Source organism: Stieleria sp. (genome assembly GCF_041595215.1).
GTDB classification, from domain to species: Bacteria; Planctomycetota; Planctomycetia; order Pirellulales; family Pirellulaceae; genus Stieleria; species Stieleria magnilauensis.
The window spans coordinates 1-6,314 of record NZ_JBFHKV010000448.1 but is presented as its reverse complement, the minus strand read 5'-3'; the positions used below and the strand labels follow the sequence as shown (position 1 = coordinate 6,314).

The following is a 6,314-nucleotide window of genomic DNA, read 5'->3' as shown; positions in this document are numbered from 1 at the left end:
TCACAACCAAGTGCGTCCAGCAACGCTTGCCGCCCCGCCAGAACGAGTGCATGATTGTCACGCATCAACTGCGATAACCCGCCTTCTTTCAGCAGACTGAGAAACTCGATCGCCGCCGGCATGGACAGAATCGGCGTCGGGTCGTACGTGCCCACCCAATTGAATTCTGCCAGAAACGGCGTCTTTCCAAGCCCCGGTGAATTCGCACCATGACTGATCGTGGTCGGATGGACTTCGTGTTGCAAGTCGCGCCGTACGTACAAAAATCCCGATGTCTTGGGGCCACACAACCACTTGTGATGGTTGCCGGTATAGTAATCCGGATTCAAATCAGACAGATCGACGGGCACCATCCCCGGCGCATGCGCCCCATCGACCAACACGCGCACTCCGCGACGATGTGCCAGTTCAATCAGTTCCTTGACGGGCAAGACCAAGCCGGTCGGACTGGTGACATGATCGATCAACAACAACCGTGTCTTGGACGTCAGCGTCGCATCGATTGCCTCGATCACCTGCGCGTTTGACTCAATCGGAAACGGCAGCTCGGCGACCGACACCGTGGCGCCGCCAGCCTCTGTACCGCAGCGTTCGGCTGCGTACCGCGCGGCATTGTTGCAAGCGTTGTAGCCGTGATTGGTGATCACCACTTCGTCGCCGGGGGAAAAGGGGAACGATCGCAGCACCGCGTTAACCCCATCGGTCGCGTTCCGCACGAACGCCAAATCCCTGGGGTCGGCACCGACAAGACTGCCAATGCAATCACGGACCCGATCCAGTTTTGGCAACAACGAACGTTCCGGTCCCAGAAACTCAATCGGGTCGTATTCAAGCCGTTCGATCCACTCGCGCTGCGCCTCCATCACCACCCTCGGCGTCGCGCCAAACGAGCCGTGGTTCAGGAAGTCGACGTCAGGGTTGAGACGCCAATGTGTTCGAAATGGATTTGACACGCTGTCCCCAATTCATCGGGCCCAAAAAGGTGTCCGACACCTTATTGGCGAGCAGCACAGTCTAGGCAACCCTGGTTGTCACCCGCAAGATTGGCGATCCCGTGGGGTCACAATGCAACGTTTCGGTTTCGAAACATCCGTTAGCGGCGTCGGCGACCGAACGGATGCATGTGTGCGCTTTCGAGGCGGGTGTCACGCGTGTTACGCTATCGAGTTAAGATGGTGGATAGCTGAATGGTGATAAGGCGCAGCTGTCCGTTTTACTTTTCACTGCATAGAAGGGGCTTTTTGTGTTTGTTGAGAAATCGAAACCAAACCGAGACAACGAGTCGGTCCGTGACCAAACTGGGGGGACGCAGCTGGCGCGCGTGGATGCTGCGGTTGATCCGGCGGCGGACCTTCAGGACTTGGTTTCTTACCTCCGCCGGGACGCAGCGGACGATCCGATCCACTATCTGATCCGCAGCAATACGTCGGGTGACGGCGAATGACGCCTGCCCCCGAGTGAACAAAACCGCGAAAGATCCCCAAATTTTTTTTCCGACCGCCCCAAGAACTCCGTTTGGGTGCCGAACAGGAGGACGAAACCCGAGCCGACCCAATGAAGGCTCCCTTCGAACGCCAATTTTTGGGGATCTAAGTCCATGTTAAAGAAAGCCATCGTCGCCGGCGGTGCCGTCGCACTTTTGTCAAGTTTGGCCGTCGGTGTTCCGCTGGCCAGTTACACCCGATGCGGAGTCAGCTGGCTTCGCGATTCTGCCAGCGACGCCGTCCCCCTGGAGTGGGAGCTGAAGCGGGCCCGTCAAATGATCACCGACCTGAAGCCCGAGATCACGGACAACGCCAAACGGATTGCCCGCGAAAAAATCGAAGTCGTCCGGTTGGAAAAACAGTTGAATGAAACCGAATCTCGGCTGGCCTCGGCCCGGAACGACATCGAACGATTGACCGGCGATTTGGAGGGCGGCAACGAGTACTTTACCTACGCCGGTCGCACCTACACTTCGGTGCAAGTTCAAGACGATTTGAAGAACCGCTTCAAGCGTTTCAAGACGCGCCGCGCGACCGCGGATAAACTGCAACAAATGCTGACCGCTCGTCAGGCGACGTTGACCGCCGCACAACATCGCATGGAAGAAATGCTGAGCGCGAAACGGCAATTGGAGGTGGAGGTCGAGAACTTGCAAGCACGCTTGGGTGCACTTCGAGTGGCCCAGACGGCGAGTGAGCTGAGTTTGGATGACAGTCATCTGTCCCAAACCCGTCGACTGCTGGACGAAATCGAAACCCGTATCGACGTCGAAGAAGAAACGATGAGCGTGGATGCGGAATACTTTGGCGAAATCAACTTGGAAGAGTCCGGCGACGAAGACTTGTTGGACGACATCGCCAACTACTTCGACTCCGAGCCCAGCCAACCCAAGGCGCTCGTCTCCATTCAATTGGACTGAACGTCGCGCCTAGTTGCCGAAGTAGTCTGTTCGCCGAAATAGTCTGTTCACCGAAGTCGCTCGCAACCTTCGCTTCTCCTCTGCTCCTGTCCGATGAACGAAACGATTCGCCCAACGACCGACACTGCTCAAACGTCCGCGTGGCGTTTGTGGATCGATCGTTGCGGCGGATTCGCGTTGTTGGCCGGAGAGAGTGTCAGCGTCGGCGGCGCGCGACCGGATTCAATGACCGACATCCAGGTCCGCACCGATTGGCGGCGCTGCGAAGGGACCGTGGTTCGCCGCAACGGTGACTATTTCTGGTCCGCTGCAGACGATCAAGCGTTACAACGACAGGACGCCGGTGGGCAATTGCTGGTTGCCAACAGCGTGTTTCCGATCTCGGGTTCGGCCACGCTCAGGCTGCATCAGCCCTCGCCGCTGTCGCGTTCCGCGATCCTGTCGCTGGATCCGCCCCATCGGTTTGACCAGCACGTCGATCAGGTCTTGTTGGTCGATCAAACCGTTTTGATCGGGCCGAGTGCCGGCGACCATATCCGTTGTACCGCTCTGGACACGACGGCGGTGCTGGTGTTTCGCGACGGACGCTGGCAAGCGAAGTTAAAACCCGGCGCGACGACGGCCGGATTGTCGCGTCGAACCAATCGACCGCAACCGGTCGACCTCGTCCCGGGACGCCGCGTCTCGATCGGTGAACTCGACATGATGTTGGAAGAAGTATGAAGACTCTCGCCCCCGAAACACGCACACTCGTTGGCCGAGACATGACAGAACAACCGATCGAGTCGGTCGAGGTTGCCGGCACGCCACAGGGCATCGGCAATCCCCATGCCGCTCCGACAGGCGGCGAAGCGGAGCCCACGCAGCGTCAGGGACGTAAAAGCAGAGCAGGACTTGCCGCGAAGTTCTTTCGATGCTGCCAACCGAAGTCCAAGGGGCAAGCGCGGAAAACGAGCCACCCCGAACCGCAATTTTCGGGTGACGATTCCGTGAATGAGGATAGAATGCAACCTGCGTTCACCGAAACTTCGCTCGGATCGCCCCCCGAAACTCGACCGATGTCCTTTACCTATGCCCCCGGTTCTCAGCCGCTGCCGCCGTACACGATACGGCGTGGAGTCGGTGTGGGTGGATTCGGCGAAGTCTATTTTGCGGTCAGCCAGGCGGGCAAAGAAGTCGCACTCAAGCGGATCCAACGCAACCTGGAAATCGAGTTGCGTGGCGTCTCGCAATGTTTGAACCTGAAGCATCCGAATCTTGTTTCCCTGTACGACATTTGCCGGGACGCCGACGGTGGGTCTTGGGTGGTGATGGAGTACGTGGCGGGGGCGAATCTGCGTGAGATCCTCGATCGCAACCCGGACGGGTTGCCCGAGGCCGAGGCGCGGCGCTGGTTTGCCGGCATCGCCGCCGGCGTGGCCCATCTGCACAGTGCCGGATTGGTGCACCGTGACTTGAAGCCCGGCAACATCTTTGATGATCTGGGGATCGTGAAGGTCGGTGATTATGGCTTGAGCAAATACATCTCGTCGTCACAGCGGGGCGGCCACACCGAGAGCGTGGGCACGTTTCACTACATGGCGCCGGAAATCGGCCGCGGCAAGTACGGTCGCGAGATCGACGTCTATGCACTGGGCATCATGCTCTACGAACTGTTGACCGGACGCGTGCCCTTTGACGGCGAGAGCTGTCACGAAATCATCGTCAAACACCTCACCGCGCTGCCCGATCTGTCCGGTGTGACGTCGCCGTATCGGGAAACGATCCTGGCGGCCTTGGACAAGGATCCGGCGAAACGGCCGGCAACGATTGCCGATCTGGTTGCCCCGCTGGGACTTTCCCTTTCCGACGCCGCGGCAGTCCCCACCTTGGTCAGTGCGACCATTGGGGACGCTCCATCGCCGGCCGGCAAGCCGGGTTTACACGATCGGCTGCAGGGCAATGGGAAGGACGACGTGCGTGACAACGGCCGATCCGCCGAAGCCATCGATCCGGTACTGGGACTGGAGTATTCCGATTCGGCGGCGGCGGCTCCGGCCTCGGTCGACGAACCGCTGCTGCGAGCGATCCGCTCGTCGGCCCATGATCTACGGTGCTGGTGGAAATCGCTCGAGCAATCGCCGCGGTCGCGGTTTTGGATCGGCGCCTTCCTGGCCTTTGTGCTGTTCATCAACACACATTGGTTGTTGCCGGCGCTTTCGATCTTGGGTGCGTTTTACGTACCGTACTACATCATCCGACAGATGGTGCTGCATTCGAGTGAACAGCCCAGCTATGCCAAGGCGCATCGGATTGCATCCCAAGCCGGCCCGTCCAACAAAGCCAGGACCAGGCAAGAATGGCGCAGCGAGGTACGTCATCTGCTGCGAGCGAAGCATAACTTGGTGCGGATGGCGGAGCTGAACACGTCGTGGATCGCGTCGTCGTTGACGGTGTTGACGATGGCGGTTGCCGCCGGAGTGATCGGACTGCGCAGCGGCGATGTTAGCGCCGTCGACGTGGCACCGTACTTTTGGATGGGCTTGGTCGTGTTGGTCGGGGCGCAGGGCATCTTGGGACTGGGAAAACTTTGGGAACGCGACGACGGCGAAGGGCTGCCCAGGCGATTGGTGCTGGCGGGGGTCGGTGCCGGCGTCGGACTGTTCGCCTATGCGTTGAATGAATTTTTCCTGCTGTCGCTGGTTCCCGGCGGCAGCGAAATGCTGGGCTCTGAATTGCCGCAAGCGCTGTATCGTGAGGATTCGACGATTCGGGCGTCGGGCATGATGGCCCACTTCGCGTTGTTGTTCGGAGGCATCCGTTGGTGGAAGTCCGTGGATCCACTGCGGCGAACACGATTGAGTCTGTGGAGCGTGGCGGTCGTGTGTGTCGCGGCCTGGGGAGTGCATCAATTGATTCCGGTTCCGCAACCGATGGGATTGCTCGTCGCCGGCGGGCTGGCGATGGCGACGCAAATGTCGGCCCCTTGGATCAACCCACGCATGTTCGCGGCCAACCCGTGGCCGAGACGCAAGCATCCGTCACCCCGTCTTCGGGAGGCTAACGCATGAAAACGCTCTTTCCCGCCGCGTCGGCCTGTTTCGTCGTCGCGTTTGTCGCATCGGTCGGACTTGCCGAATCGTCTCTCGAAGCCACGGCCGAACGCGCCGGCAAAAACATCTCCGAGCAGCCGCTATCCCTGTCGTCCGCATCGGCCGATCCGGTGTCGTCGGCCAAGCCGAAACAGACGGAACTGTCGGTCGCTCCGATGCACCATGTGACCTATCCCGAGGATCGGCCGACGTGGATTGAAACCGAACCGGACCTGCAGTCACCGGTCCACCGGTGGGTTGTCACCACCAGCGGCGCCGAGACCATGGAACAGTGTGAAGCGGAATTGGAGGTGCTCAAGCCCGCCGCGGTGGCGCTGTACATCAAAGAAACGACCGGCTGGGTGTGTGACGATGCGGTCCTGGATGAGCGGTGGATCGAAGACGAACTCGTCGATCGACGGTACGTCGGCACGCTGCAAATGGGTGATCGCCAATTGCACGAGATCGCGGTCGAGCTGACGTTTGATGCCGACAGCCGAAAGCGCATCCGCAGGGCAATGAACAATTCTGTCGTCGGAGAACGGTTACGGGCGATGGCAGGTCTGTTTGCGTTGGCGCTGGTCGGGCTGTGTTGCACCGGAGGCGTGCTGGGGGTGTTTAGCCGGCGCTACGCATCGTAGCGATTGGTCATCGCTGTCATCGGCACCGTCATCGGGGCGAGAATCGCGGTTTTTGGTAGTCGGGCCGCTGCGGTGGGATAGCCGATCGCGCACGCCTGTCTACAATCTGCGGTAAGCTTTCCCTTTGGTGGTTCCCGGTGCCAGGCAGCAGAAACGATGATCATGACAGACGAAATTGCCCCCGTTTACAATGCCGCG

General features: G+C 59.8%; 6 protein-coding genes. 5 read left to right on the top strand and 1 reads right to left on the bottom strand.

The features are described 5' to 3' along the window. A partial coding sequence (locus tag ABX749_RS17550; protein WP_372897106.1) for an aminotransferase class V-fold PLP-dependent enzyme occupies positions 1–953 on the bottom strand: 953 nt, incomplete at its 3' end. A 368-nt stretch (positions 954–1,321) separates the two neighbouring features. Between ABX749_RS17550 and ABX749_RS17545 the strand changes: the two genes are divergently transcribed. The 5 genes from ABX749_RS17545 to ABX749_RS17525 all read left to right on the top strand — a co-directional run bounded on the left by ABX749_RS17545 (position 1,322) and on the right by ABX749_RS17525 (position 6,116). Beyond that, positions 1,322–1,444 carry a hypothetical protein gene (locus ABX749_RS17545; RefSeq protein ID WP_372897105.1) on the top strand — a complete coding sequence of 41 codons (123 nt, stop codon included), beginning with the start codon at positions 1,322–1,324 and terminating at the stop codon, positions 1,442–1,444. Positions 1,445–1,597: 153 nt separating this feature from the next. Further along, on the top strand, positions 1,598–2,404 hold the full coding sequence (locus ABX749_RS17540) for a hypothetical protein (protein ID WP_145208340.1): 807 nt from the start codon (positions 1,598–1,600) through the stop codon (positions 2,402–2,404). A 93-nt stretch (positions 2,405–2,497) separates the two neighbouring features. Then, positions 2,498–3,127 (top strand): hypothetical protein, encoded by a 630-nt coding sequence (locus ABX749_RS17535; protein ID WP_372897104.1) that lies wholly within the window; start codon positions 2,498–2,500, stop codon positions 3,125–3,127. Positions 3,128–3,462: 335 nt separating this feature from the next. Continuing rightward, complete coding sequence (locus ABX749_RS17530) at positions 3,463–5,454, top strand: serine/threonine-protein kinase (protein ID WP_372897103.1); 1,992 nt, start codon at positions 3,463–3,465, stop codon at positions 5,452–5,454. Continuing rightward, positions 5,451–6,116 carry a hypothetical protein gene (locus ABX749_RS17525; protein WP_372897102.1) on the top strand — a complete coding sequence of 222 codons (666 nt, stop codon included), beginning with the start codon at positions 5,451–5,453 and terminating at the stop codon, positions 6,114–6,116. Before ABX749_RS17530 ends, ABX749_RS17525 begins: the two co-directional genes overlap by 4 nt. Positions 6,117–6,314 lie beyond the last annotated feature (198 nt).